Below are 24,543 nucleotides of genomic sequence, written 5' to 3'. Positions count from 1 at the left end.
CTCTTAACAGGTTCCCTGACTTACTCTTCTCGTCAACGCCAATTTATGAGATTAATCTCATAATACACTCATTTTTAAAACTGTCAACTCTTACTCCGTCCTTTAAAACGGTGTGGCAAGAAGGCCGGTGTCTCTCTAATCGCCGATCCTGACCGTTTGTTGACGATGGTAAAAATCTGCAACATCGTGAAAATAACGGACGTCCGTTTCCGGTAAGCAATAAACTTCGGGACCCACTTATCGACATACTTTTCCTTGTAGGCCCGCAACCCTTGGAAGGCGTACAGACTATTGCCGTATTCGTAAATCAGGTGAGCCACGCGTTCTTCGAAGAAGCTAAACCGAGAATCCCCCACGTTAGACAACGGTGTCATGCCAAGGTTGAAATACGAAAAGCCCTGCTTTTGCGACTCTAAAAATAGGTTAACAAACAACACATCCATGACTCCAGACGGCGCATCTTTTCCGTAGCGCATTAAGTCAATTGACGTGGTATCGTGATTGCCAGTTGGCATGATATTGGCGAACGCCACAATGTCACCATCTGCGTTCCGTGCCACGGCAATCGGCGCCTGATTGAGGTAATAAGCATCAAAATACCCCAGCGAAAAGCCCTTTTCAACTTGATCACCTAACCACTCGTCAGAAATTTTATGAAGACTGTCAAGGGTTGGCTGATCAAACGGCGGCTGAATAATTTCAAACGTGCCATTTTCACGTTCAAACTTATTGACTAACGCCCGCTCACCACGATGCCGCTTTCCGGCTAAAGTGAAGTCAGAGAGGTCAACAAGCCCTTCCTCCCCAGCCATAATGAAGTCAAACCCCATGTTATGCAGCTGAATTGTCAAGGTTTCATCCACTTGATAAAAGACCAGCGAGAAGCCGTACCGGTCGGCGTCCGTCATGAACGCATTAATGGCCTTTGAAAAACTGGCGGCCTCCCCGACTGGCTCGCCCATCACGATCAACTTGTTAGCCTTTTGGCGGAACAAGAAGAAGACTTTGTCCGTGCCATCCTCTTGGTAGAAGTACACCTGTTTATCCCGTAAAAATGCCAAATGGCTAATTTCATTGCCGCCGAATTGGCGAATAACAGCCCAAATGCGGTCGGCGTCAAACGGCGCGGTTAAAAACGGCGGCTTTTTTGCACCGAGGTAGCGAAAGACCAAAATGAGTACCAGCCCCGACAAAAAGACACCAAGAAAGCCAGCGAACCAGATCCGGGCCGATGGGAACAAGAGGTGCTGCGCTAACCGGAAGTGCGGGTGCCAAATATTGGCCATGTACAACCCAGATAAGCTGTACACAGCAAACGTCCCAGCGAAAATGACAAATATCGCCAGATTACCACCCCACGAAAAAGTTAACCGTTCCCGGTAGAACTGGTGCCGCGACAACCAGAGACTCACTAAGACAATCCCTAAGAAAATCGCAACCGCCACCGGGAAGTTCTCAGCTTTCAGCGTATTGGCAATCGAGACTACCAACACCACAACCGTCGGCCAAAAGGCCCGCTTGACGCGCGCACTGACTCCCCGAGCCAGCCCAATCAGCAAGAACCCAATCACGATGTTGGCTAACTGACTGAGATAGATCACCATGTACGGCACTAATCGCAAGTACAGTCGGTTACTAAGGACCACGTCTGGCAATACTGAAAACAGGAGTAACATAATGCCGGAAAAGTACATAAAGCCCGTCAAAAAGAGCTGGGCCCCGCGGGAAATGGCATTTTTAAGTAAGCCGTTAAACCGTTCGTTTAGTTGATGACCCATGTCGTGGACCAAGATAAACGTGCCCACCAAAAACGGCAAGACGTAGTAAAACACCCGGTAGAGACCCAGCCAGACCACCGCAACGCTGGCGTTAACGCCAACCATTTGTAAGCCCAGAATCATGGCGACGTCAAAGGACCCTAGGCCACCAGGAACCATTGAAATAACCCCAAACAGGGACGCGACGACAAACATGGGGTAAACGGCCAACATCGAGGATTGTCCCAATAGATGCCCGATAACCAGGAAAAAGCCTGCGCAGCCTGCCCATTCCAAAGTCGAACTCAACAGTAAGCGCCCTTGGCGAGGCAGCGTCAAGTCCGCAAAAAATTCACCCTTTGTGGTCCGAGTCATGATAAATACGACCGGAAAGTAAAGCGCCCCGGCAGCTAGCCACACCCAATAACGACCGTAAACGGCCCCTTGATGTAAGCCAAAAATCAAGACTAGCGAAACCGCACTCGCCACCGATAGCCCCGATAGCAGGAATAAGGCAATCTTCGAAATCGCCGTTAAAATCTGTTTTTTGGAGGCTTCCTTGGCATAAAACAGGGCTCTGAGGCTTCCCCCTAATAACCCACCGAACCCAGCGATGTTCGTATATGTATTGACGACCCAGCCACTTTTGACGATGTAGCGCTTGGTAAACTTCCCTGGCAGCAATTCCGTGATGGCAAAATCATACCCTAACATCGGCAGAACTGATACGAATCCTAACACCAACATCAAAACAAGTGACTGCGGACTTTGCGAAGCCAGACTTTGACGGATTTGTTGACCGTTCACCTCTCGCAAAATTCGGCCAACCTCACGCACAACAAAAATCAGTACCGAAACAACGAATAGTAGTTTCAAGACCGTCGCGTAACGGTCAAACCATTGACTTAACTTTTGCCAGACAGTTTTCACATTAATCCCCCCATGTTGTACTTATATTATGCCAGTGAATGCCTGTGACGACAAAGAATCGGTCTTATGCTTTAGCGAAACAAACATTGCCCCGATTCAGTCTTTTAGCGCGTATAATGTTGGTAATCGTTATTACACGGAGGTGTTCACTTGCAACCTCATTGGACCTGGGCCTTAGCCGCCCTCGGGATCACAGTCTCAGCTGGTGCGGCCTTCTACCGGCTCAATCAAGTATCAGTTCGCCCCCAGCCCTTAACCAGTCGGCGTTCCGATCTGAACTATACAGCGGTACCCACCCTTTTTGTTCCCGGCTGGTTGGGTAGTGGTCGTTCCTACAATTCCATGATTGCCGCTTTTCAAAACCACAACGCAGCCACAAAAGTCATGACAATTATCGTGGGGCCAACTGGCAAAATTCACACCTCGGGCCACCTCTCAAGAATCGCGAATAATCCACTGATTCAGGTTATTTTTGCGAATAGCTTAGCTGGCTACCGGACCCATGGAAAGGAGTTAGCAACCATTTTACGATTCCTCCAAGTCCACGAAGGCCTAACCGAGTATCACTTAGTCGCCCATTCGTGGGGCGGTAATGCCATGTTAAACGTTTTATTTTCGGAAGCCAACCAAACATTGCCGATTCTAAAAAAGCTCGTCTTGCTTGGCGTGCCAGTCAACGAGGGCGCGGACAACACAGAGTTGCCGCTGACCGGCTTACCCCGGTTCCGCGCCCCACAATATGCGGACCTTTTGAAACGGCGTGACCTGCTTGGTCGCCAACCACAGCTTGAAATATTTAACCTCATCGGTAAGTTGCAACATCGCGCGGGAGATGGCGAAACAAAAATTGGTGAGGCGGTGGCGGTCAAGCCACTATTCGCTGGTTCTGGCGCTCGGGTGACAACGACCATCCTCCCTGGGCTCAACCACCATCAGATCCATCAGACTCATCCCGCTTTCCGGGCCATCGTTGCAGCGCTATGGCAATCAGATCCGGTTGTCCCACCAAATGCACCAAAAAAAAGAGGCCAGTACTCAACGTACTGACCTCTTTTCCCAGCCTAAGGGCTCTCAGAAATCCACATTTCCTTTAAGCCAAGGTACCCCACAATGCGGTGGGAACACGTACCCGCTGTTCGAAAGTTTCACCAAGCCGCTTGTGCGGACTGCCAGTAAGCAGCGTGATTTCTCGACTCATCGCATAAAAGCATCATAACACGAAAACGCTGGAATGTGAATTACGATTTTTTAGGTTGTTTTGCTTCTTCGGCGTTATCCTCATGATTTTTAATGATCGTCAGTTTATCATCCAACCAAGTGGCCACACCTGCTGCCATTTCGTCGACGTGTTTCACGAAATCATCTGCTGAAGCGACTTTATCAATTCGCAGCGATGATACATTCACATCTGGTGATTCGATAATGCTGTACACATTGACAGCCATCGTCGCTTCCGGAGCCAGCATCTTTTTCATGGGATTGATATTTTGGTACGGGAGGTTGATGACGTTATTTTCCAGACGGACCGTTATATCAGCATCACTAAATAACAGATTGGCTTGCGCTAATTGGGTGTTTTGAATTGCAGTTGCCATATTATCAACTAGTGGCTGGAGAACTGCCGCACTCCCCTTTTTAGCCACATCTGCCAAACTCGTCGTGAATTCCTTGACGTTGTAATTCCCCTCTTCGAGCGTTTCGGTTAACGTTTCAACTGAAATTTCCATTATTTGACCTCTTTTTGTTTATCATTATGACGCTCATTAAGCTTATGATACAGGGCATCGTCACGCTTTTCATCCAGTGTTTTCCGATAGCGAAAACCTAAAATCAGCCAGTACAGGTTCACTCCGATAACGACCACAGCTCCTACGATCATTGCCGTTTTGATGAGCATTGTAGCCGAACTGCCCGTTACCATCGCAATAATCACGTTGGCTGTCGCAATCGTATAAACCGCGATGACCAATCCCAGAATGTAAAACCCGGAATTATGCCCAGCCGCTCCCCAAATCAAGGGTAGCAAATACAAGACCAGTGAAATCGCGGTCACTTTCCAGAAATCAAGCATCGTTGACTGACCGTGAGATAACCGGACGAGGGGTAGTGACATGGCCAAATTGACAGCCGTGAATAATCCCCAGGAAACGATTCCCCACATCATTAATTGTTTTTTTAACATGCAAAACATCCTTTGCTCAAGCGCTAGTCAAATTGTAGCATACCCTGAGATAGCGTGCAGGAGTTCTGAGGTGGTTGGGTAAAATTGGGGGATGCTTTTGATTGCCTCATCTGAATAAAATAAACGCGCAGTGTGATGGCCCACACTACGCGTTTATTTTATTGAGGAAAAACGGGTGAGCTAGACTAGAATAGTTTGGTTCTCTGCTATCTAGCCGAAACGTGCTCCACAAGACTGATTGCTACTGTGTAAGCCGAAAGCCCAGAGAATCCAAACCCTGGATTCTCCGTGTGGTTCTCTGCTATCTAGCCGAAACGTGCTCCACAAGACTGATTGCTACTGTGTAAGGCACTTTATCAAAAAATCCAAACCCGGGATTTTCCGATAAAGCGCCTTACACTCCGCAATCAACCCGTCTTGTTCCGCACTCTTTTACTCCGTCCACAACGCCACCAACTGCTCCTTAGGAATTCCCATAAAGTACTGATTTGTATCCACCTCTGCTAGGGCTTCTGTAACGCTTTTTTTATCGTAACGAACGCCTTGCAGCAAGTCCGCGATTTCCGTTGCGTCCTTTGGTCCGAAGAAGTCGCCATAAAACGTGACTGACTTGATCTTACCCTGATCCACTAGGAACCGCGCGTCGATCGTGCCGGCATCAAAATGTTGCCGTTTCTTGACGGTAAACTCGGGCGAGTTGCCGTAAACCCAGTCCCAGTTGTTGTAATAATCCTCGTAAATTTTATCAATTTCTGTTTGTTCATCAGGCGTGACCACGTATTCCTTATCCTTGATTTCGTCAAGGCTATCAACGTGAAATAACTCCTTCAGTAAAATATCACGGAACTCAGGTACCGTAATGTTTTGGTATTCTGGTGCCAAGTATGGCTTGAGGTTAGCTACTCGAGAGCGAACCGACTTGATGCCTTTTGACTTGATCTTATCTTCCGGAACGTTTAAGGCGTTGGCAATCACGTCTTGATCCACATCCAGCATTAGCGTCCCGTGGGAGAAAGTCTTGCCGTTCTTGGTATACATTGCATTACCTGAGAACTTCTTGCCATCAACCAAGATGTCATTCCGGCCGGATACTTCCACTGACTTGGCGCCCATTTGGTGCAGCGCGTCGACGATAGGTTGAACGAAGGACTTAAAGTCCCCAAATTCTTCAGAATCAGAGTCCAACACAAAGCTAAAGCACAGGTTGCCAAGGTCTTGGTAAACCGCACCGCCACCCGATAACCGACGAGTGACCGTGATGTGATGTTCATCTACGTATTTTTGGTTGATCTCTTCTAGCGTATTTTGATTTCGACCAACAATGATGCACGGCGTTTCGTAGTAAAACAAAAGTAACGGTTCCCCGAAATCCTTATTGTTCATCAAATACTGTTCTGTGGCTAAGTTACGGCCAATATCATGAGCTTTCATTGAGACGTAGCGCATGGTCCAAACTCCCTTCAAATGTCATAACCAATCTATCTTCCAATAACCACTATCAGTCTATCACATTTCTGAAAACGGTTACAGGGGGTCGTGAAAGAAAAAGTCCCGTTTAATAGCCTTATAATAAAAATTGCACAAGCCGCGCCTGATCCATTCCCGAAAAATAATCGTTCACGTTCACCGTTTTCAACACTTTTTCAAGGCTAAGGGCCTCGTAGCGGGTTCCCACTAACCGCTCAGCCAAATCGTTCGCGTCCTTTTCACCAAAAAAATCCCCGAAAAAAGTCACGTGCGTCAACCGGCCGTTTTTAACAAGTAACCGGGCATCGATGGTGCCAAATGGGAAATGTTGCCGTCTTTTCACCGTGAACTCCGGTGACTTGCCATAAACCCAGTCCCAATTGTGATAATACTGATCAACGAGGTCTTGAATGGCCATCCGATCCTTCTCTGTTAGTCGATACTGTTTATCCTGAATAGCCGCCAAGTCGCTGACCCCAAAGACCTTTTTAATCAAAAGATCGCGAAATTCCGGCACGGTTAACGACTGGTATTGCGAGTCTAAGTACGGCTTGAGATTCGTCACTCGCGACCGAACCGACTTGATTCCCTTAGACGCCATCTTATCAGCTGGCACGTTCAGAGCATGGGCGACAACGGATTGGTCGACATCAAGCATCAGCGTCCCGTGAGAGAACATTTTGTCATCCTTCACGTACATGGCGTTACCAGAAAACTTCTTACCATCGACCAAAATGTCATTTCGACCCGAAACGGTTACCCCGGTCGCGCCCATGTCCTTTAAAGCCGTCACAATTGGTGCTGTAAAGGCCTTAAAGTCACCAAACCGGTCGTCATTTCGATCCACCACAAAGCTGAACGACAAGTTCCCCAAATCATCAAAGACCGCCCCGCCACCGGATAGCCGGCGAGTGACCGCAATGTGGTGGTCGGTGACATAGTCCTGATTGATTTCCTCCAGTGTATTTTGATTCCGGCCCACAATGATGCAGGGATCCTGATAATAAAACAACAGCAATGGCTCATCAAAATTTTTGGCGTTCATCAGATACTGTTCCGTTGCTAAGTTGACTCCGATATCTCGTGATTCCATATTGTGATAATACATGGCGGCACTTCCTTCTTAGCAAAATTTACTTACATTTTGGCACCTTTCAGGCCAAAAAGAAACCGCTTTATTTCAAGTTGTTGCTAGCCACTCTGAAAGCGGTCAAAGCCCCCATATTTGTGTCAATATTCACATTTTCTCAAAAATCCCCGGGTTAACTTTCGCATTTTCCTAAAGCATTTTCCTGGTTTATGGTAAACTAGTAGTGGAAGTACAAGTGGTTAACGTCTTTTTGAAAACCACGGGGTGCTTACAAACGTTTCATCTAATAAAGATAAATGAATTGTGAGGAAGTGGCGCATATGAACCAACAATACCAAAACATTCTCGCACCCGTTGACGGGTCCAAGGCTACCCAACCGGTTCTCGACAAGGCGATTGAAGTCGCTAAGTTAAACGATACTCACTTGGACATCCTTAACGTGCTTGAAGTCAATCAATTTAGTGACACTTACGGTGGCGCCGTTAGTGGCGACGTCATTTACAAGTTATCAGAAGATGTTCAATCACGGCTGAATGAATTGAAGCAACGAGCCATTGATGCCGGCGTTAAATCCGTCGATATCCACGTTCGTTTCGGCAATCCAAAACCCGTTATTGCTCGGGAATTTCCGGCTGATCATGGGACTCAATTAATCGTTATCGGTTCAACTGGATTAACGGCCGTTGAACGGTTAATGGTCGGTTCAGTGACCAATTACGTGAGCCGCTCAGCCAGTTGCGATGTTTTGATCGTTAAACCCGCTGCCCTTGCGAAGTTAGGCAAATCATAATGATTTAACTCAATCTGAGTCCGCCCCTTGGCTGACTCTTACTGATTCAAAAAGCGACGGTTCCTGGATGACTTAATCATCTGGCACCGCCGCTTTTACTATTCGGCCAGCTACTCGATTGGAGGTTTTAACATGTTTACTGAGTGGTCCCTTACCAAAACGTTACCGGCTGATTTTGTAACAAAGCCCCTACGACAACTGTTAGCCACGGATTGGCAGCTGCCCAAACATCTGATTTACAGCCTTAAACGGGGGCAGCGGGTCCTGGTTAATGACCAGTACCTTCCCGTTAACTTCACGGTTAAAGCCGGTGACACGGTCGCTTTGACGTTTGTCAGGGCCGATTTTCGATTACCCGAAAGCCGGATAACTCCCGATAGTGCTGCCACTGTCAGAATCTGTTATGAGGACGACAACTTGCTGGTGGTCAATAAAACGGCCGGCAGTAAAACGCATCCGAACCAACCCGGTGAACTGGGCAGCACGCTCAATCATGTGGCGGCTTACTTGGCCCCCCGCCATCAGCAAGCATTCATGGTCCATCGGCTCGATCAGGCGACCTCTGGGGCGTTGATTGTCGGCAAAAACCCAGCTGTCATTCCCCCGTTAGTCGCCGCAATTAAGAAAAAAGAAGTCAGTCGTACTTACCGCGCTTGGGTCCACGGCACTGGACTAGCTGAGCATGGCCGCATCTCACTGCCAATTGGGCGTGATCCAGAGGATAAACGGAAGCGGCTAGTCAATGGTCCTCAAGCCCAAGCAGCCGTGACCCACTACCGAGTCCTTAAGGAAACCGCTGACGCGACCTTGGTTGCCGTCCAACTCGAAACGGGGCGAACGCACCAAATCCGGGTCCACTTAGCCGCCATCGATCACCCCATTATCGGTGACCCCCTATACGCTCACGATGATGCGCACCACTTACTACTGCATAGTTATCAAGTCGTACTCCCACTGCCATTTGACTTCAAAACCATCACGGTGACTGCCCCGACCCCCGATTACTTTACTCCGTAACGTTCAACGATCCGCTCATTCAACGGCTGCAAGGCCCGGTTATTGGCCGGAAAGTGCGCCTGCCACCAATCTAACTGGTCCTGGCTCAGCGTAACGGCCACATTTGTGATCACGAACCATTCAACGCCTTCGCTCAGCGGTGGCGTCGTCAGTGAGCCCAAATAGTGAAACCCGCGTGGCGTCTGGGGTAACCAGTCCGTTAGGGGCAGGTTAACTGGAACGGCCGCAGCCGCGTCGAAGGCGTCGATGAGGCGCTGTAGTGGCTGGTTGTTGGCCCCCAGTTCAGCGAACAGGGCCACCACCGTCTTTTGACCAATACCAGTCTCATGCACAAGGTGAATTTCCATTGCAGCCTGATGTCCGTCAACCACGTGCTCCGCTGGAACGTGAAAATGAACTTGTTGAAAGGCACTTGGGCGGTTAAAGAACTGCGTTGTGCCGTTTCCTATCACCTTAATGGTCGTCTGGTCATTGGTGACCGTGGTCAGTAACGGGCTGCGTTTCACCATGATCGGCAAGCTCGGTCCTTCGTTGGCCCCAAGCGTTGATGAAAGCCGAATGGGCGATTGCTGTTGACCAAAGGCGTTCGGCCAACTGGCTTGTTCACGGTAATTTAACATTAATGAAACCCCCATTTCCGTTCAAAACTTGATTTCATCATACCAAAAAGACCCCGAACGACCAATTTGGACGCTCGGGGTCTTCCATTAAAAGTTAATCTTTACTTGGCTTGTCGCTATCGGAACCAAAACCACCAAAACCTCTGAAATCTGGGCGGTGACCATGATGACCGTGGTGGCCATGTCCACCCCACGGGCCAAAGCCATGCCCCCGGTAGAATTGTTCCGGCATGTTGTCAAAAAATTCTGGCCGTTCGGCGCCGTCGTCCCACTTCTTGAACTTATCCTGCAGGCTGTCCGTCAACTTAGCAAGTAGCGTCCCAAGTTGTTCTTGTTCAGCCGCGTCAAGCCCGTCAAATAACGAATCTGCAAATTCGTTTTTGAAGTCGTGAGAACTAGTAATGAGCGCTTGGCCCTTCTCCGTCAGAGAAATCAAGCTCACCCGCTTGTCGTCAGGAGACTCGTGCCGCTCAACTAACCCGTCATCTTCGAGCTTCTTAACCATCACACTCACAGAACTTGGCCGAATATCTAACGCCTCGACAATCTGTGAATTTGTTAGTTGATCTTGTTTGTGAAGTAAATGTAAGACGCGAAAGGCGCCACGTTCCGGTTGTTTGGCCCAAAATTGGCGCGAACGATTCGACATTGCTGAAAAGCCCTGTTGCTTGAACGTCCGCATGAGTCGACCAAATTGTCGGAGTAACTCTTGAGAATCGTATGCCATTTTGATAACCTCTTTTATTTTTATTTAGTTAGGACTGGAACTCTTTAACTAACAATATGATACTTTATTAGTTAGCTTTTGTCAAATAAAACTAACTATACCCGTTTAATCCATTTGAAAGCCTGAAGCAACAACATTGACACTCACCACTGCCTCCAATTCGCAATCGTCGTTAGCAATCATCAGCTCTCTAAATTGCCGTTTGAGTGGGCTAATGGCCGTGGCAAAAACCAGCAGCCAAATCTGCTGATCGCGTTGTAACATGACCCAGTCTACGTCGTCGGTTTCGTCAACCGCTTCGCACACCGTTAATAGGCTCTCTATCAAATCCGTACCTGTTCCGGCTGCTGTGTCAACGATCATTAGCATTCCTGGTTGATCGTAGGGCATCGTCCAGATTCGGTCATCATGGTTCTGAAAACTTGAACACACCATTGCATCATGGTTGGTCGGAATCTCAACAAGTTCCCCTAATCCTTCGTCATCACCCGTTCGAAGCATCAACCAATCCAGCTTGTCTTGCGGTCGACTTGCTTGGTGCAAGACGTGGTTAAACGACGTTAACAGTGCTTCACCGGCCGACGTCGCTGTAAAATCATCAAATGGTTCGAAGTGACTCTCTCTATATTGCATCATTAGTTCGCCTTCTTTAGGTTAGTTAGTCTTATTTGTATCTAACTAACAACAGGTATCGTAACCCGTTAGTTAGCTAATGTCAACGCTAACTAATAAAATAACTAAAAAATTGCCACCCCTGTCGTTGAAGCGCCTCATAATAGTTAGCGTTTGGCTAACTTTTGGATGGCACTTCATCGTCAGGTGTGGCAACTTTTAAATCGCTTACTAACCCGGCAACCTCATTACTTCAGCGGTTGCCATTTCCAATCGTTCACTTCCGGCATATCCGTCCCATTTTCACGGATGTAAGCCGTGTGCTGGGCCAACTTAGCATCCATTCGAGATGCGAAGTAGGCACCCTTAACGGCGTATTCTGGAATGCTCAAAACAGCATCTTGGGCCAAGTGATACCGGTCAAGTTCGTTAAGAACCCGCATATCAAATGGCGTGGTAATATCACCGTTTTCACGGTAACCGTGCACGTGCAAGTTGTGGTTATGACGATCGAAGAAGATGTCTTTGATCAAGTCTTCATACCCGTGGAAGGCGAAGATTACTGGCTTATCCGTGGTGAAGTAACGGTCAAAGGTCTTGTCGCTTAAGCCACGAGGGTCATCCTTAGGTGAGCGTAACTTCAAGATATCAACCACGTTGATCGTCCGAATCTTCATCTCTGGGAATTCATCGTGCAACAGTGAAACGGCCGCAAAGACTTCCCAAGTTGGTTCGCTACCCGCAGCAGCGAAGACAATGTCGGGTTCTTGACCTTGATCAGTTGATGCCCAATCAATGTAACCTAAACCGTTGTGAACCAAGTTGGTTGCTTCATCTATGGAGAACCATTGTGGTCGTGGATGCTTAGAAGTGACCAGTAAGTTGATCTTTTCACGGCTTCTAAAGGCCACGTCAGAAACAGCCAGCAACGTGTTTGCATCACCTGGCAGGTATTCGCGAATCAACTCTGGCTTCTTTTCAGCCATATGGGTCAACATCCCAGGATCTTGGTGGGTGTAGCCGTTGTGGTCCTGCTGGAAGACGGTCGACGTATCAATGAAGTTCAATGATGGGTAATCATGACGCCATGATTGTTCTGACGCCTTACGTAACCACTTCATATGCTGTGTCAGCATGGAATCAACCACCCGTCCAAATGATTCATAGGTGGCAAAGAACCCGTGGCGGCCTGTCAAAACATATCCTTCAAGCCATCCTTCAGCTTGGTGTTCGGAAAGCTGAGAATCCAAGATTCGACCTTCGTGGGCCATGTTTTCATCATAGGGTTCGTGAATATCTTCCATCCACTGCCGTTTGCCTTGATCCAGAGCTGCGTACAAGCGGTTAGACTTGGTTTCATCAGGTCCAAAGGCCCGGAAACTAGACGGATTCAACCGCATCACTTCAGCAACCCAGTCGGCCCAGACGATCATATCTTGACCTTCAGTCGCACCAGGTTGTTCAATCTTCAACGCAAATTGTTTATAGTCCGGCAACTTCAGCGGTTCTGGCTTAATCCCACCATTAGTAATTGGATTAACCGCCATCCGTTGATCACCCGTAGGCGCAAAGTCGCGAACTTCCTGCTTAATCGTACCATCCGGATTGAAGAAGTCTTCTGGTTTGTAAGATTTCATCCAACTAACCAGTTTATCAGCATGTTCCATACTGCTTGCCGAAATTGGTAGTGGCACTTGGTGAGCTCGGAATGACCCTTCGACTGGGTTGCCACTGAAGTCCTCCTTAGGACCCGTCCAACCTTTTGGTGACCGGAAAATAATCATTGGCCAGTGTGGCAACGTCTCGTCGTTGTTTTCCCGAGCGTTTTTTTGAATTGCTTGAATTTTTTCAATGGCTTTGTCCATTGTCTTGGCCATATCAACGTGAACTGGGGCGTGATCGTCAGGGTTAGCCACTTCCACAAACAGTGGGTCCCAGCCCATCCCGGTGAAGTAATTCGTCAGTTCTTCATCTGACATTCGGGAAAGAATAGTTGGGTTTGAGATCTTGAACCCGTTCATATTGATGATTGGCAAAACAGCTCCGTCTTTAATGGGGTTAATGAACTTGTCTGAGAACCAGGAAGCGGCCAAGGGACCCGTTTCAGCTTCCCCATCACCAATTTCAACGGCGGCAATGACGTCAGGGTTATCTAAAATCGCCCCTGTCCCGTGAGAAAGTGAATAACCAAGTTCACCACCTTCGTGGATTGAACCTGGCGTTTCTGGTGCAGCGTGAGAAGCCACCCCACCAGGGAATGAAAATTGCTTAAACAACTTCTTGAGACCCGCTTCGTCCTGGCTGACATTTGGATAAATCTCTGAGTAACTCCCGTCAAGATAGGAATTAGACACCATCACTTGACCACCATGACCAGAACCTTCAATGTAAAACATATTCAGGTTATACTTTTTAATCACCCGGTTGAGGTGAGCGTAAATAAAGTTTTGAGAAACGATCGTTCCCCAATGCCCAATTGGCTTGATCTTAACGTCTGAAGCGGTCAAGTCGCGATTTAGCAACGGATTGTCGCGCAGGAATAACTGCCCAACTGATAAGTAGTTGGCGGCTCGCCAATACGTGTCAACACCTGCTAAATATTGTTTGGAATCGTAATCTACTGCCATTAGAGTAACACTCCTTTGATTGATATAAGACAACAACTACGCCTAACAACTGCATCTTGAAGCGCCGCTCGGTGGTTTAACCCATCGAGTTTACACCCCCATAATAGAACGTTTAGCCAAAAAGTCAACCTTTAATAAAATTGATACGGTCCAATTATAAAAGCGGTCTTTTTAGCTAAAATAGTTCTAACTAAATTATGGCAGTTTAACCGCTTATCGTCCACGCACTCGTTCGCCAATTTTACACAAAAAAAGATGACCACCGTCATCTTTTTTCACAATCGTTACTCTTCATCTAGCGTTACAAACGTATTGTAGTTAAAATAGTCATAGCGCAACCGCATGTTTGACACTTCAAACGGCGTTCCGTCATCCAAGAAGAAGATGCCTTCCATGATGGCAATCGGTTCGACCGCAGACAGGCCTAATAGCTTCTGATCATCACTGGTAGACGGAGCAGCTCGCATGGTCATAAACGACTTAGTCACCACTTTGTTTTGCTCGTCTTCCAAATAGTTGAAAATCGATCCCGAAACGACCTTCTGTGAGAGTTCCGGCGCAATCTTAATCGGAATATAGCCGTGTTCAATCATAAACGGCTGATCGTCAAAAAGCCGCAATCGCTTGATCTCGTAGACAAAATCTCCGGATTCCAAAAATAAATCTTGTTGTAATTCGGCTGTTGCCGGAACAACTTGAAAGTCTAACAACTTAATGTTGGGCGTTTGGCCGTCGCTCTTAAAACTATCCGTAATCCCCAGATTTGTTCCCTCGTAGTGGAAAATCGTCTGGTTTTTCATATAGAGTGGGTTGATGAAGGTGCCCGACCCACGTTTTTTAAAAATAATGCCCTGGTTCGCTAATACCTCGAGGGCCCGCTTGATTGAACTGCGGCTAACGTTGTATGCTTCACTCAGGCTTCGCTCATCTGGTAGTCGTTTGTTTGGAAACTGATTGTCATGGATGCGCGCCTTCAAATCATGCAGCACTCTTCGATAAACTAGGTCTTTCATGATATCTCCTTGCAACCAACCAACTTTTATAGTCAAAATGAGTATAACAGATTTTCGCCCATAGGCATATAAAGAAACGAACTATTTAAAAAATTGGTCCTATTCAAAGTCTATCGTGGACTGGTCCAAATCATAGAAGAAAGAGATGGCTACCATGTCAAAAAAGAAAAAAGCGTCCCGTTTGCACAAGACGCTCGTTGAACAAATCCTTGATAAAAATAACGTCCCGTACGAGCAGCTCGTCTTTCCCACCTACGAGGATGGGGACGTTGCCACATTGGACCTCACGCAAACCGAAACTGACGACCATTTAATCTATAAAACGCTCGTATTGACCGGGAAAACCACCGGTCCCGTTGTGGGCGTTGTTCCCGTCGACGAACACCTCGATGAAAAGAAGTTAGCTAAGGCATCCGGTAACAAGAAGGTCAGCATGGTTCCCCTCAAAGAACTGGTTAAAACCACCGGCTACGAACATGGTGCGAACACCCCCATTGGGATCTGGGAAAAGCTCAAATACCCGATTTACATCGACAATATTGCCCAAGAACAGGGTAAAATCGTCGTTTCCTCCGGTCAAATAGGCCGTTCCGTTCGCATTGAAGCCACGGCCATGGCGAAGCTGGTCCATGGGTCCTTCACCGACCTAGTTGAACGTTAAGCCATCCCGTTCCATTCGGACTTAAAGTCGTTGACAAACTGACTCATCACCTTTTGGCGAGCCTGCGCAATGCGCTTAGCCGCCGGCGTATTCATCTGGTCGGCCAGCTTAAACAGCTTTTCGTAAAAGTGGTTGATAATGGTTTCGTTCGCTAGATTCCGGTATTCCGCCTTCGTCATGGACGTCCGTGGCTTAACAGTGGGATCATAAATTTTTTCGCCGTGCTTGCCACCGTAGTAAATAGCCCGCGCGATACCAATGGCACCAATGGCATCCAGCCGGTCCGCATCCTGAACAATCAGGCCTTCAATGGGAAGTGGCTGACGATCTGTCGTCAGACTCTTGCTAAATGACATATTATCAATAATCAACATCACCGTGTTGATCTGGGGTTGCGAAAAGGCTGCTTGCGTCAGTAATTCAATCACACCTTGCCGTGCGGCCTCAACGTCTGACACTAATTTATCATCGATAACGTCGTGTAAATACGCAGCGGTAAGGGTTATCAAATAACTGGCTGAGGGTTCGTCTGCCAGTAACATTTTCACGTTCGTCACAACCCGGTGAATATGGTCCAACCCATGGCCGGATTTATCCCCCGATAGTTGTTGAACGGTATAATCCTGAATTAAAGCTAATTGTTCGGTCGTTTCCAAGTTGAGTCACCTTTCCAAATATCGTTGTTGAAATAGAATACCCGATTAAGATTAAAAGTCCATGAAAGTTCTTCAATGCTTTGTTTTACCACATATTTGCTGAAATCGCGAATTTCGGGTTGAAGGCCACGCACTTGTATTCTTGAACACAACATGCTATCGTTCAATAATGATAAAAAGATTAGACAAAAGGAGATAACCCTGATCATGAAACCGACCAACCTTAAACATTTATCGCTCGGAACTGGCACGCCCAAGATCTGCGTTCCCATCACTGGTAGTGACGTCACCACCGTCATTGCCCAGGCCGGCGAAATTGTTTCAACTGCCGCTGACGTTGTCGAATGGCGCTTAGACTACCTCAACAACCTAGAGGATACCGAAGCCATCTGTGCGACGGCTAACCGGCTCGTGACCCTTCTCGGTGAATTGCCCCTTATTGTCACCTTGCGCGACCGAACTCAAGGTGGCAAGCGGCAAATTTCAGACAGTGATTATCAGACCCTCTACACCCAACTCATCGCTAATAGTTCGATCGCCGCAATTGACTTAGAATGGCACCGAGCCAAGAGCACGATAACGCATCTAATTGCGCTGGCAACGGCCAACAACGTCGCCACTATCATCAGTCAACACTACTTTGACCAAACACCAACGTTACCTAAGATGACTGATTTATTGACCGCCATGGCGACCTGTCACGGTAGCTTCGTTAAATTAGCGGTCATGCCTCAATCAAACGACGACGTGCTCAACTTAATGACCGCAACGCACGCCGTCGCAGATCAGCTGACACAGCCGATTATCTCCATGGCCATGGGCGACCTAGGTGCCGTTACCCGGGTTACGGGCGCAACCTTTGGTAGTGTTATGACGTTTGCGACGGTTCGCCACAGCTCAGCGCCTGGTCAGCTAACGGTGGAACAGACTAAAAAAATTCTCGACATTTTAACCCCTGGATTACCCCACTTAAATACCGTCAGCTAACCATTGCAGTGCGTCCGGGAAACCGATCAAATTGAACTTCTTTCACATCATCGCTTGAAATGGCTTACATTTTCTGTTATATTACTTTGTGTTGAATACGTAAAACGTTTTACTTAACTTAAAATTATAACCTTATCGAAACGAGGGACTTTCATTATGACCAATCGCGTAACTGTTATTGGGAGCTTAAACGTCGACACCATTCTTACTATCCCACGCCTGCCTAAGCCAGGGGAAACGCTATCCATGCACGACCAAACCTTTGCCGGTGGCGGCAAGGGCGCCAACCAAGGCATTGCCGCCGGTCGAGCTGGCGCCGAGACCGCTTTTATCGGTAAAGTTGGCGACGACGAAAACGGCCGGTTTATGATCAATTCGCTGACGGATTCAAACGTCAACGTTGATCAAATTTCGGTAACGAAGGATGCCAAGACTGGCCAAGCCTTCATCTTACTGGACGATAATGGTCAAAACTCCATCTTAGTTTACGGTGGTGCTAACCAACAACTGACCGTTGATGATGTTAAAGCTGCTGAAGACACCATTGCCAACAGTGACTTCATTATCACCCAATTCGAAACGCCCGTTGAAACAGCCGAAGCTGCTTTTAAGCTGGCTAAGAAGCACAATGTCATGACCATTCTCAACACGGCCCCAGCGCCAGAAAAAATTTCTGCAGAGCTGTTAGCCGTTAGCGACATTATTTCACCTAACGAAACGGAAGCTCAAACGTTGACTGGTGTTGAAGTCACTGACGAAGCTTCCATGATTGAAGCCGCTAATAAGCTTCACGCTTCGGGGGCCAAGTGCGTCATCATCACGGTGGGGGCCAAAGGGGCCTTCTACCACGTCAATGATGACAACTACGGTTTCGTTGATGCTTTCCGGGTGAAAGCTGTGGATACAACTGCCGCTGGTGACACGTTTATCGGCGCCTTAAGTTCCCAACTCAACCCCGACTTTAGTAACATGGCAGCCGCAATCCGGTTCGCTAACCGGGCTTCTTCAATCACGGTTCAACGGTTGGGCGCTCATCCTTCCATCCCGACGTTGGCCGAGATCCAAACAGCCGAAGCCGCTGACAAGTAATCTTAATCACGTTATCAAGCGCTCACGCCTGCGTCATTGCAGACATGAGCGCTTTTTTTAGGTGCCATTCGTTGATATTGTCAACCATTGGCGTCGCGTCGGACCCGTTAAAATGCTATACTAGTTTACTGTGAATTCATTAGAAAAGAAGTGATCGACATGGCTGATCAACTTGACTCAGCTCAAACCATTGACGCTAACGGTAAGCCTTACAACCGACTGGTGATGGTACTCACCCTACTAGTCGGAACTTTTGGTAACTTCCTGACGTCAACCATCCTCACCACTGCCTTTCCGACGCTGATGCGAGACTTCAACATCTCTGCTAACACCGTTCAGTGGCTAACAACCGGCTTCATGCTAGTAATGGGTATCACGATTCCCATTGCGGCCTTTTTATTACAACGGTTCAGCACCAAGCGGCTGTACCTCACCGCAATGGGGACCTTCTTCACCGGCACGTTAATCTGTTTTTTTGCCCCTACCTTTGCCGTCTTGTTGGTTGGTCGATTAGTCCAAGCAACAGCCGTTGGTATCTCGGCGCCCGTCTTTCAAACCATTATGGCCGCTATTTTCCCACCTGCTAAGCGGGGCACGGCCATGGGAACGGCCGGGCTGGTTATTGGGCTAGCCCCTGCCATTGGTCCGACCCTGTCCGGTTGGATCCTACAAGACCACACATGGCGCGCCTTGTTCCTGGTTATTTTGCCCATTACCGGAACAGTCTTCATTGTCGGTCAGTTCACGCTGCGTAAGGTGCTCAAAACGCACTTTGTTAAGGTTGACTGGCTGTCTGTTTTGCTCTCAACCACCGGTTTTGGCGGGATGTTATTTGCCTTTTCAAGTGTTGGGGATAACAGCTGGGGCGCACCCATCGTTTACGGACCGCTCATTGCTGGCCTGATCATTGCCATCTTCTTTGCGGTGCGCCAGTTAAGGATCAGTAACCCCATCTTGCAACTCAAGGTCTTTAAGTCGCCAGCCTTTACGTTGTCGGCAATCTTAGTTGCCATTGTCAACATGTCCATGATTGGCTTCGAAATGATCCTACCCCTGTATATTCAAACGGTTCGGGGTGATTCGGCCTTTCAATCTGGCCTTATTTTACTTCCCGGCGCTGTGATGATGGGAATCATGAGTCCCTTTACGGGGCGCATCTTCGATCAACTTGGCGGCAAACGATTGGCGATTACCGGGATGTTTTTACTCCTCATTGGTTCGATGTTTTTCCTAACCATTACGGATAAAACACCGATTTTATTCATCACCATCATGTATGCCATTCGGATGTTTGGGGTCACCATGGTCAACATGCCCGTGACCACAACCGGAATTAACGCGTTACCACTCCGGTTACTGGGCGATGGGACTTCGGTCAATAACACCATGCGTCAAGTTGTCTCGTCGATGGGAACAGCCGTCATGATTTCCATTATGTCCAACGTGACGGCTTCCAACCTCCCAAGTGCGAGTTTAAAAGTCGCTGAACCGGTTAAATACGGTCTTCAGGCACTTAATGCAAACATTTTCGGATATCGAATGGCCTTTGCAGCTGCGACGCTGTTTGCGCTTATCGGTTTTGGCCTCGCCTTTTTCTTGAAAGATCGGCCATACCATGTAAAGGAGGACGAAGCCGCATGATTATCCTGATTCTTGTTATTCTCGTGCTTGTCTTCTCAGGGATTGCTATTTTTACCCCAGCTGGGACGGGACGCAACCTTGGTGTCATCATTGTCGGCTTTGCCCTCATTGCACTCATTGGCTTAACGATGAGTAACGACCTGAGCCACGTGGGCATGCACCAACAGGCCAGCACCACAACCGTTCGGCTCAAGTCACTGACAGCAAGTGGTCCCGCAACAATTGCTGAACAACCCCTCGGTAACGGCACCGAAAAAATTGTGGTCTACCGGTCGAGTAATAATGCCGTTAAGCGCACCCCCGTAGCGCACACAACCACGACGATCGATCGTGGCAGCCGTAGTCAAGTCACGCTCACCACCAAAAAATGGCGGTTTAATAACGCCCTGTACCGTTGGCTATTTAACCTAACAAACGAGGAAGGCCAAGTGGCTAGCCGCAAGTACAACTTTGTCATTCCCACAACCTGGCGCGTTATTTCAGCTTCGAAGTTAAAGTAGGCCGTCATTATGCGACTGCCGTTTTAAATCACGATTCACTTCACTCATCCGCTGTCATCAACAAATGGTGGCATTTGGCACCTTAAGCCAGACCTTTCATCGGGGTCTGGCTTTCTTGCGCCGTGTATAACACTGTTCAGATTTATGATGATGCTACGGATGGGCGCTTTATTTATCAAGTTCATTGACTTGGTATAACAATAATGACATCAAGACTGCGAATATCAACATTCCGAAAGCTGACAATGGCCGCCGAAGTTCCTCAATAGGTGTAGAAGACAGCATTCCCAAAAAGTAAACGCCAAACGCAGATGCAGCTATCATCAAGTATGCATAGGCATCTCTGTGATTCGGTTGAAGCCACCAGATAACACCAATTATTATTGCGACACACCCAGTAACAGCTGACCAATCTATCGACACGTACCTAACAAGTATGCTGGAAATAGTTAGTACATAGGCAAATTGCGCAAAGAATCATTTGAAATTTAAGCTGATGTTGCTTAGTTTTCAAGCCGTTTCGCCCCCCTGACAAAGAATTCGGTTACTGCAATACGAGCACTTTGCCCACATGTATTTACAGGCTACTAATTAGCATAAGTGAAAATACGTGACATGCTTTGCAACCCGTTCGAAGAAGTTATTTTTTGTTTCTTTTTTGCCACCAGGTGGATCCAAGTTCAAGTAACGTAAAAAATATTAGCGTCCCCGGGATCACCTGTAATAGCGTCACAACGTACGATTTAATCTTATATTGACCTATCACAACGTAATCGATTGGCCCTTTGAACAATAGCATTATCACGACCAAGAATAGGGTCATCATCAACGTGTCAACTAATATTGTTTTGCCAATTTTTAACCACATAGAAATTTTCCCACCTTAAAAGAATGCAAGTGAAATTGCTCCAGCTGCTACTCCCACCCAGAGCATGGCGCCTTGAAGAGAAACGCAACATTTACCTAAACATTCCTGCAAATATAAAGGCCAATCCACCGCCGAATCCTCTATGAGAAAATTCATCATTATTAATCATTAAGTATAGGTGACCAACGTCCTTAGAAAGCGCCCTTTTGATGGCCAACGGCGTTAGTTCCGCTCTCAGATTCCCTACAACTGATGGTAAATATGCTGATCTTTCAAGTCTTTTCTTAGCAGCTGTTAAAATGATGCGCTCTTCAGGGTTTAAATTTTGACCTAATAAGTCATTGATCATACTAAGAAGACGGATTTATTGAGTCTCAACCTTTTTCCGATACATAGTGATTACCTCCTGATTTACTTGTGCTTGCCGGAAAATCCAACCGCCACTTGTGCTAAGCATCAAATAAAATCGAAGCGTAAGCAAGCTACGTATCGAAGACCCCTTTATTCACGGGGGTTTCTGAAGAAAATAACCACTACTATGCTAATTGTTAGAAGCATTGCAGAGACCATCCTAGCAAGCATCACGCCACTTACAGCCGACGCATCTTGGATTGCTAAAGCGCTCACGACATCTGGATTCAATACACTAACAACAGAAGCCACTATAAATACCGCCGTGAGCACAAGCAAGACCTTAACAACGTAAAACGTACTTTTGAACCTATTCCACCCGTCAAAGTGACTCAAAAATACAATAAGATTAATCGTTAATATCAAGGGAATAAGGGTGAAATGAAATCCGTTTATCCGCATTACCTCAATGATTTCTAACATCAAGAACACAACGTTAATCCAATACGAAATTTTCAATATACTACTTTCACGCCCGCGTGACTTTTTTTGTTCATCGAAGTGTTCCAACATGCGCTCGTCACGAACCAAGTCTTCTAGCGAAACTTTATAGATTTCGCTCAGCTTAATGAGACTCCCGATATCCGGGTAGTTGCGTCCCGTTTCCCAGCCAGAAATTGTTTTCCTCGATAGATGTAATTTTTCAGCTATGTCGGCCTGCGTAAACGCAGTATTGGCTCGACATTTTTTTAGTTTTTCCCCAATTGTCACTTGAATCCCCCCTAAAATTGAACTTATATTCCCAACCACCTGTTAAAATTTCAAATATCCCCATTTTATTTTTCATTCTACAGATCGTCGTTAGCTCTTAATACTACTATAACAGTCTCTATCTTTGAAACGAAGCTAACACGAGGCTTCGTTTCAAAGACAGAGACTCCATAAACTGAGTCACACATTATGAATAGCGCACTAGGAAAAACCTAAGCACCCTCTCTGCCACCCTCGTCTCCAATCCAACAAAAATAGCGTTACAGTGTCGGCCAACACTGTAACGCCAAAAAGCTATCACCTATTTAACTTTTAACGAATCATTTTTAAAGGTCGACAGGCTGACGCTGGCCTCCGCTGTGTCAGAGGCGGTTGCCGTAGCCTTGAAACTCACCTTATCGCCCGCTTGCAAGAACTGCTCAGTTGGCTTGAAGTCCTTACTGCTCGTATCTAAAGCATAGACGTGACTGTCATTTTTCAGTATGAACAAAATCGTCTTGTCATCAGGTTTAGCCACCCGTTGAATAGTTCCCGAGATCGTCTTCTCACCGACTTTTCCGGTGCTCATTCCAGTTTTCGCCCCGAGTCGTTGTTCAAACAAAGCTAGCGTACTTTGTGCGTCGTCACCAACGGCGTAGGTGCCACTCTGGTTGTTTCCATCCGCTTTCAAGTACACGTACTTCATAAAGGAGTTATTGTCCCGGTCAAGCATAGAAACAACCCACGTTGGATCCCCGTTAATCCGGTACAGCAACGGTAGCGTCCCCTTGTAGTTTTGGGGGTTAATATCCTGTTGCGCGTATGAAATTGCCCGCTCAGGCGTCATCACGTTTCCTTGTTCACGGTAGTAATGCAACGTGTTGGTCCGCGCATCAACGAACGTGTAACCCAGAATTGAACTCTGGTGACTGTTAACACTTGTCATGCCAGTAAAGTAGTAAATTCGCCCTTTGTAAGCGTAAGGGGTCAACTTGTCGCCGCCTTCAGTTCCGGCTTGCGTTGGTTTCATCACATCGGTATGCCCACCGAAGCTGGTCGCGTTCCAGAAACCATGACGGTATTTTCCAAACATCGTGACTTCCTTAGCAACCAATTCAGGGGTCACCGTGATATCGACAAAACTTGGGACGTCATTTGGCGAGTACACATTAACTTTCCCCGTGATCGTGTTGAGAACGGCCACTTTATAGTGGGTGTAGTCGTAGTTCCGGTTAAAGTACGAAATCGGCTTTACCAGCGTCCGAACGTAGTAAGGGGTCCCCTTATCGTCGACTTCCAGTTGAGCGGTATCACCGACCATGGTGTAGCCTAAACTATGGGCACTGATTCGGCGATCAGCATCGTTATTGAAATAAGCACTTGGCGTGTATTTCATCGGCTTTTTAATAAATTTCGGATCCGCATTCTTTTCGGTTGCGTTCGTCATAAAATAGCCTGGCACTTGCTTATAGTGAATGTAGCGCCAAAAGCCTCCTGAGAACTCTACGGGTGCAACATACACCATTTTGCCCTGATACATTTGAACCCGCATGTGGTTCAAATCGTACACGTTAGAATTCTTAAAGCTGTTTAGTGAGTTATTCATATCTGTTGAAACCGTCTGTGGCGCATTAACGACCGGCGTTTCCGCGCTGTCTTTAATCACCGGCATCGGCGCATTTTTAGTGGTATTATTCATATCCGTTTTAATGGACTGAACGGCCGGCTTCGGGTTCATTTGCGTAATGATGGCAGAGACACTGCCAAGAATAACAAATAGCACAACGGCTAAAACGGCAGCGCCAGCAACCCGACCGAGCCAGCCAAACGACACCCCAATTCGCGTGAACCACTGCGTCAGCCAGTTGTCGGTCTCCCGAGTAACCGGTTGCGCATTACGCCCGACCCGAAAGACAAACCGGCGCAGGACCACTACCACAATCAAGCCGCCGATAAGCCACATAATCCAACCATCAATCAATGATGGATAGGCTAAATCAGGAAGAACGAAATAGTTATTAACGAAACTGGCAATGAACAGGACCACAACGGCCACTGTTCCCCAGACACGCCAACGGTTGGTAGCGCTGATCAAGAACCAGATAAACGGAATCAATAGTCCGGATAGTTGAACCAGCGTAATTAAGGCAAAATAACTAAACATGGCGGTACCCCTTTCAATTCGCGTAACTTGAGTTAAGTATACC

23 protein-coding genes are annotated in these 24,543 nt (G+C 47.4%); 8 read left to right on the top strand and 15 right to left on the bottom strand.

Annotated elements, in window-relative coordinates:
* Nucleotides 1-83 precede the first annotated feature (83 nt).
* Nucleotides 84-2,687, bottom strand: coding sequence for a bifunctional lysylphosphatidylglycerol flippase/synthetase MprF (mprF, locus tag FC96_RS11880; protein ID WP_056943161.1), 2,604 nt, complete (start codon nucleotides 2,685-2,687; stop codon nucleotides 84-86).
* 150 nt (nucleotides 2,688-2,837) lie between these two features.
* Here mprF and FC96_RS11875 point away from each other — a divergent pair, with 150 nt between their 5' ends.
* A complete protein-coding gene (locus FC96_RS11875) occupies nucleotides 2,838-3,734 on the top strand; it encodes an alpha/beta hydrolase (RefSeq protein ID WP_056943160.1) in 897 nt (298 codons plus the stop codon).
* Between the two features lie 191 nt (nucleotides 3,735-3,925).
* Here the strand turns inward: FC96_RS11875 and FC96_RS11870 are convergent, their stop codons facing one another.
* From FC96_RS11870 to FC96_RS11855, 4 genes are all read right to left on the bottom strand, one after another.
* Entirely contained in the window at nucleotides 3,926-4,414 is a 489-nt protein-coding gene (locus FC96_RS11870) for a hypothetical protein (RefSeq protein ID WP_056943159.1), read from the bottom strand.
* A complete protein-coding gene (locus tag FC96_RS11865) occupies nucleotides 4,414-4,869 on the bottom strand; it encodes a hypothetical protein (protein WP_056943158.1) in 456 nt (151 codons plus the stop codon). Before FC96_RS11865 ends, FC96_RS11870 begins: the two co-directional genes overlap by 1 nt.
* Before the next feature lie 432 nt (nucleotides 4,870-5,301).
* Entirely contained in the window at nucleotides 5,302-6,315 is a 1,014-nt protein-coding gene (locus FC96_RS11860) for a lipoate--protein ligase (RefSeq protein ID WP_056943157.1), read from the bottom strand.
* 118 nt (nucleotides 6,316-6,433) lie between these two features.
* On the bottom strand, nucleotides 6,434-7,444 hold the full coding sequence (locus FC96_RS11855; protein ID WP_056943156.1) for a lipoate--protein ligase: 1,011 nt from the start codon (nucleotides 7,442-7,444) through the stop codon (nucleotides 6,434-6,436).
* A 302-nt stretch (nucleotides 7,445-7,746) separates the two neighbouring features.
* On the opposite strand from FC96_RS11855, the gene FC96_RS11850 reads away from it, so the two are divergent.
* Both FC96_RS11850 and FC96_RS11845 read left to right on the top strand, forming a co-directional pair.
* A complete protein-coding gene (locus FC96_RS11850; protein ID WP_055679786.1) occupies nucleotides 7,747-8,217 on the top strand; it encodes a universal stress protein in 471 nt (156 codons plus the stop codon).
* Between the two features lie 132 nt (nucleotides 8,218-8,349).
* Nucleotides 8,350-9,234, top strand: a complete 885-nt coding sequence (locus FC96_RS11845; protein WP_056943155.1) for an RluA family pseudouridine synthase — start codon at nucleotides 8,350-8,352, stop codon at nucleotides 9,232-9,234.
* On the opposite strand, the gene FC96_RS11840 is transcribed toward FC96_RS11845, so the two are convergent.
* The 5 genes from FC96_RS11840 to FC96_RS11820 all read right to left on the bottom strand — a co-directional run bounded on the left by FC96_RS11840 (nucleotide 9,219) and on the right by FC96_RS11820 (nucleotide 14,833).
* The gene (locus FC96_RS11840) at nucleotides 9,219-9,854 is read right to left on the bottom strand and encodes a carbonic anhydrase family protein (protein ID WP_055679787.1); all 636 of its coding nucleotides are present in this window, start codon (nucleotides 9,852-9,854) and stop codon (nucleotides 9,219-9,221) included. The two genes, FC96_RS11845 and FC96_RS11840, sit on opposite strands and share 16 nt — an antisense overlap.
* A 94-nt stretch (nucleotides 9,855-9,948) precedes the next feature.
* Entirely contained in the window at nucleotides 9,949-10,581 is a 633-nt protein-coding gene (locus FC96_RS11835) for a MarR family winged helix-turn-helix transcriptional regulator (protein ID WP_056943154.1), read from the bottom strand.
* Between the two features lie 105 nt (nucleotides 10,582-10,686).
* Complete coding sequence (locus tag FC96_RS11830; RefSeq protein WP_055679789.1) at nucleotides 10,687-11,217, bottom strand: hypothetical protein; 531 nt, start codon at nucleotides 11,215-11,217, stop codon at nucleotides 10,687-10,689.
* A gap of 224 nt (nucleotides 11,218-11,441) precedes the next feature.
* Entirely contained in the window at nucleotides 11,442-13,820 is a 2,379-nt protein-coding gene (locus tag FC96_RS11825; RefSeq protein WP_056943153.1) for a phosphoketolase family protein, read from the bottom strand.
* A gap of 284 nt (nucleotides 13,821-14,104) precedes the next feature.
* Complete coding sequence (locus FC96_RS11820) at nucleotides 14,105-14,833, bottom strand: GntR family transcriptional regulator (protein ID WP_056943152.1); 729 nt, start codon at nucleotides 14,831-14,833, stop codon at nucleotides 14,105-14,107.
* A 154-nt stretch (nucleotides 14,834-14,987) separates the two neighbouring features.
* On the opposite strand from FC96_RS11820, the gene FC96_RS11815 reads away from it, so the two are divergent.
* Nucleotides 14,988-15,494 carry a YbaK/EbsC family protein gene (locus FC96_RS11815; RefSeq protein WP_056943151.1) on the top strand — a complete coding sequence of 169 codons (507 nt, stop codon included), beginning with the start codon at nucleotides 14,988-14,990 and terminating at the stop codon, nucleotides 15,492-15,494.
* Here the strand turns inward: FC96_RS11815 and FC96_RS11810 are convergent.
* Nucleotides 15,491-16,150, bottom strand: coding sequence for an HD domain-containing protein (locus FC96_RS11810; protein WP_056943150.1), 660 nt, complete (start codon nucleotides 16,148-16,150; stop codon nucleotides 15,491-15,493). The genes FC96_RS11815 and FC96_RS11810 overlap by 4 nt on opposite strands.
* A 207-nt stretch (nucleotides 16,151-16,357) precedes the next feature.
* Here FC96_RS11810 and aroD point away from each other — a divergent pair, with 207 nt between their 5' ends.
* The 4 genes from aroD to FC96_RS11790 all read left to right on the top strand — a co-directional run bounded on the left by aroD (nucleotide 16,358) and on the right by FC96_RS11790 (nucleotide 20,367).
* Complete coding sequence (gene aroD / locus FC96_RS11805; protein WP_056943149.1) at nucleotides 16,358-17,137, top strand: type I 3-dehydroquinate dehydratase; 780 nt, start codon at nucleotides 16,358-16,360, stop codon at nucleotides 17,135-17,137.
* Between the two features lie 156 nt (nucleotides 17,138-17,293).
* Nucleotides 17,294-18,226, top strand: a complete 933-nt coding sequence (gene rbsK, locus FC96_RS11800; protein ID WP_056943148.1) for a ribokinase — start codon at nucleotides 17,294-17,296, stop codon at nucleotides 18,224-18,226.
* A gap of 159 nt (nucleotides 18,227-18,385) precedes the next feature.
* Nucleotides 18,386-19,867 carry an MDR family MFS transporter gene (locus FC96_RS11795; protein ID WP_056943147.1) on the top strand — a complete coding sequence of 494 codons (1,482 nt, stop codon included), beginning with the start codon at nucleotides 18,386-18,388 and terminating at the stop codon, nucleotides 19,865-19,867.
* Nucleotides 19,864-20,367, top strand: coding sequence for a DUF4811 domain-containing protein (locus FC96_RS11790; RefSeq protein WP_056943146.1), 504 nt, complete (start codon nucleotides 19,864-19,866; stop codon nucleotides 20,365-20,367). Before FC96_RS11795 ends, FC96_RS11790 begins: the two co-directional genes overlap by 4 nt.
* Nucleotides 20,368-21,007: 640 nt before the next feature.
* On the opposite strand, the gene FC96_RS11785 is transcribed toward FC96_RS11790, so the two are convergent.
* The 4 genes from FC96_RS11785 to FC96_RS11770 form a co-directional block, all read right to left on the bottom strand.
* Nucleotides 21,008-21,235 carry a hypothetical protein gene (locus tag FC96_RS11785; protein WP_056943145.1) on the bottom strand — a complete coding sequence of 76 codons (228 nt, stop codon included), beginning with the start codon at nucleotides 21,233-21,235 and terminating at the stop codon, nucleotides 21,008-21,010.
* Between the two features lie 91 nt (nucleotides 21,236-21,326).
* A complete protein-coding gene (locus tag FC96_RS11780) occupies nucleotides 21,327-21,584 on the bottom strand; it encodes a bacteriocin immunity family protein (RefSeq protein WP_055679793.1) in 258 nt (85 codons plus the stop codon).
* Between the two features lie 152 nt (nucleotides 21,585-21,736).
* Nucleotides 21,737-22,357 (bottom strand): helix-turn-helix domain-containing protein, encoded by a 621-nt coding sequence (locus FC96_RS11775; protein WP_056943144.1) that lies wholly within the window; start codon nucleotides 22,355-22,357, stop codon nucleotides 21,737-21,739.
* A 301-nt stretch (nucleotides 22,358-22,658) separates the two neighbouring features.
* On the bottom strand, nucleotides 22,659-24,500 hold the full coding sequence (locus FC96_RS11770) for a hypothetical protein (protein WP_056943143.1): 1,842 nt from the start codon (nucleotides 24,498-24,500) through the stop codon (nucleotides 22,659-22,661).
* Nucleotides 24,501-24,543 lie beyond the last annotated feature (43 nt).

The sequence above is a fragment of the Secundilactobacillus kimchicus JCM 15530 genome, assembly GCF_001433995.1.
Taxonomy (GTDB): domain Bacteria; phylum Bacillota; class Bacilli; order Lactobacillales; family Lactobacillaceae; genus Secundilactobacillus; species Secundilactobacillus kimchicus.
Note: the sequence above shows the minus strand (reverse complement) of the source record. Positions and strands in the feature narration are given on the sequence as shown.